This is a genomic window from Mycobacterium sp. (assembly GCF_049280035.1).
Classification (GTDB): domain Bacteria; phylum Actinomycetota; class Actinomycetes; order Mycobacteriales; family Mycobacteriaceae; genus Mycobacterium.
On the sequence record NZ_JBAPPI010000052.1, the window covers coordinates 1 to 2,496 of the forward strand.

Genomic DNA, 2,496 nt, shown 5'->3' on the forward strand with positions numbered 1-2,496 from the left:
CCTGATCGACCAGCTGCACCGGCGCCGATGCGACGGTTGTTTCGGCGGCGCCGGGCCAACCGGTGCCGAATAGCGCGAACAGTGCGACGGCGGCCGCACCGGCGACAAGCACTCCCATCGCACGACGGCGCGCCTTGATTGAATTGATGTCAGGAGATTCTGTGGTGGTGGTGGTCATCAGCCATGATTGCGCTCGGTCACTAGCTGCATGCTTGGGCGCAGTTATCGCTTGGCTATGAGACCGGCGGCGGTAGCCGATCGGCTATTAAAGTCCGGTAGGTCGGTTAACCTGGACCGGTGCTAGACGCGCAGCCACGGCCCGGTCGCCTGCTTGGCGAGGTCCGGCGCACCCCTGCTCAGATCCGGATCCTGCGTGCCGCGCTGGATTTGTTCGCCGACCACGGGGTCAGCGGAACGTCGCTGCAGATGATTGCTGACGCGATCGGAGTCACCAAGGCCGCGGTGTACCACAAGTTCAAGACCAAAGAGGAAATCGTCGTCGCGGTCGCCGAGATGGAATTGGCCACGCTTGAGGACGCATTGAAAGCGGCCGAAGCCCAAGCGGACGGCGTCGGCGCCCGCAAAGTGCTGCTGACCGAGGTCGTCGGGATGGCAGTCGAACGCCGCCGGTGGGTCAGAGCATTGCAGAACGACCCGGTGATGGTGCGGCTGTTGGGCGAACACCCGCCGTTGCGCGCGTTGATCACCCGCCTGTACGCGATCTTGCTCGATGAGTCCGACGACACCGAGGCGCGGATCTCGGCGGCACTGTTCTCCGGCGCGATCGCCGGCACGGTGATCAATCCCCTTGTCGACGACATCGACGACGCCACGCTGCGCTCGGTGCTGATCCAGCTCACCGGGCGCATGCTCAAGCTGCCCGACTGACGTGAGCGCCGGGCCGCAGCCGAAACCCTTGCTGTATGCCGTTCGAATCATTTATGGTCACAGTAGCCGATCGGCTACCCCCGTTTAGCCGGCGGCGAGGAGGCAAATCCATGCAGATTCTCGCGGAGGCCGAGGACCTACCCAAGACCGCCAACATCAAGACCCAGCTGGTCAGCCTGTGGACGGCGCCCGTGTTCGGGGGCGTGCTGCTGATCGCTTTTCTGGCGTTCCCTGGATTCTTCCCGCCGATGTCGCCAGACATGACTGCCGAGCAGGTCGCAAAGTTCTACAGCGATCACACGGCTTTGATCCGGTTCAGCATGATCACCTTCAACTTATGCGGGATCATGTTGTTGCCGTTCTTCATGGTGATCGTCGTCCAGATGAAGCGGATGGCCACCCAAAGCCACGTATTCGCGTACTGCTACCTCACCGCGGCGGTCAGCGGCGCAACCCTGTTCGCGCTGGCTGACATCTTCTATCTGGTCGCGGCATTTCGGCCCGACCGCAGCCCCGAACTCGTCATGCTTCTGAACGACATGGCGTGGATGATCTTTATCGCACCAGTTGGCGCCTTCGTCGCGATGAACTTATTGCTCGGCGTAGCAGTTTATTTCGACGACGGACCGAGCCCGGTGTTTCCCCGGTGGGTCGGGCATTACGCCATCGCGACAGCGTTGGCGATGGCCCCTGCGGCCGGTGCCGCGGTCTTCGCCACCGGACCGTTGGCCTGGAACGGTGTGGTGTCCTTCTGGCTTCGCAACGGCGCATTCGCGTTGTTCGTAGTCGTCATGTTTTTCGTGCTGCGAAATGTGCTGCACCGACAAGCGGTCGACTTGGGGGTCGCGACGTGAGCAGCACGATCTCGGCTCAGTCGTCATCGAGCACCGACGTGGCCGACGCCGGCCGAGCTCCGCGAGTAGGCAAACGTGATGTCTGGCTTGTGTTTTGGATCGTGCCCGTGTTCTACACCGCATTCGGCGTGATCTTTTTCGCGCTGGCCCGGGTGATGCCGCCACCGCGACCCGACGTGACCACCGACCAGATGGTGCACTTCTTTCACGCGCATGCGCTGACCATCAAGATCGGCTTCGGCATTCTGGTGCTGATCGTCGGCGGCGCCGGGATAGCCAACGGCATCGTGGCCTACCACATGAAACGCATGACCGTCGGATCGGTGATGGCCTACGGCTATCTCGGCGCGATGTCAGTCGGCGCGCTGCCGGGATGCCTGCTGGTCGCGTTCTGCTTCTTGACCGCCGTCTATCGGCCGGGTCGTGATCCGCAACTACTAGCCCTGCTCTACGACCTCGGGCTGCTGTCCTACGTCGGGTCGCTGGGATGCTTCTCGGCTGCTTACTTCGCGTTCGCGGTGGCAATCCTGTACGACAAGAACGAAATTTTCCCCAAATGGCTGGCCTACGTGTCCATTTGGCAGATCGTCACCGAAATCATGGCGATGCCGGTGTTCGTCTCCAAGGCGGGGCCGTTCGCATGGAACGGGTCGATCGCGTTCTGGTTGGGAGTAGTTGTTTTTGGCTTCTGGCTCAGTTGCGTGATCGTCTTTCTGATGAAAGCCACCGAACGCCAGCCGGTCGACGAGCCACC

Annotated in this window: 3 protein-coding genes; all 3 read left to right on the forward strand. The window is 62.1% G+C overall.

What is annotated here, in order from left to right; all coding sequences use genetic code 11:
- Nucleotides 1-297 precede the first annotated feature (297 nt).
- Nucleotides 298-888 carry a TetR/AcrR family transcriptional regulator gene (locus WAN71_RS01735; protein ID WP_422223676.1) on the forward strand — a complete coding sequence of 197 codons (591 nt, stop codon included), beginning with the start codon at nucleotides 298-300 and terminating at the stop codon, nucleotides 886-888.
- Nucleotides 889-998: 110 nt separating this feature from the next.
- Nucleotides 999-1,742: a hypothetical protein gene (locus WAN71_RS01740; RefSeq protein WP_422223677.1), complete on the forward strand. Its 744-nt coding sequence runs from the start codon at nucleotides 999-1,001 to the stop codon at nucleotides 1,740-1,742.
- A gap of 8 nt (nucleotides 1,743-1,750) precedes the next feature.
- Nucleotides 1,751-2,496: hypothetical protein (locus WAN71_RS01745; RefSeq protein WP_422223678.1), on the forward strand; the 746-nt coding region annotated here is incomplete at its 3' end.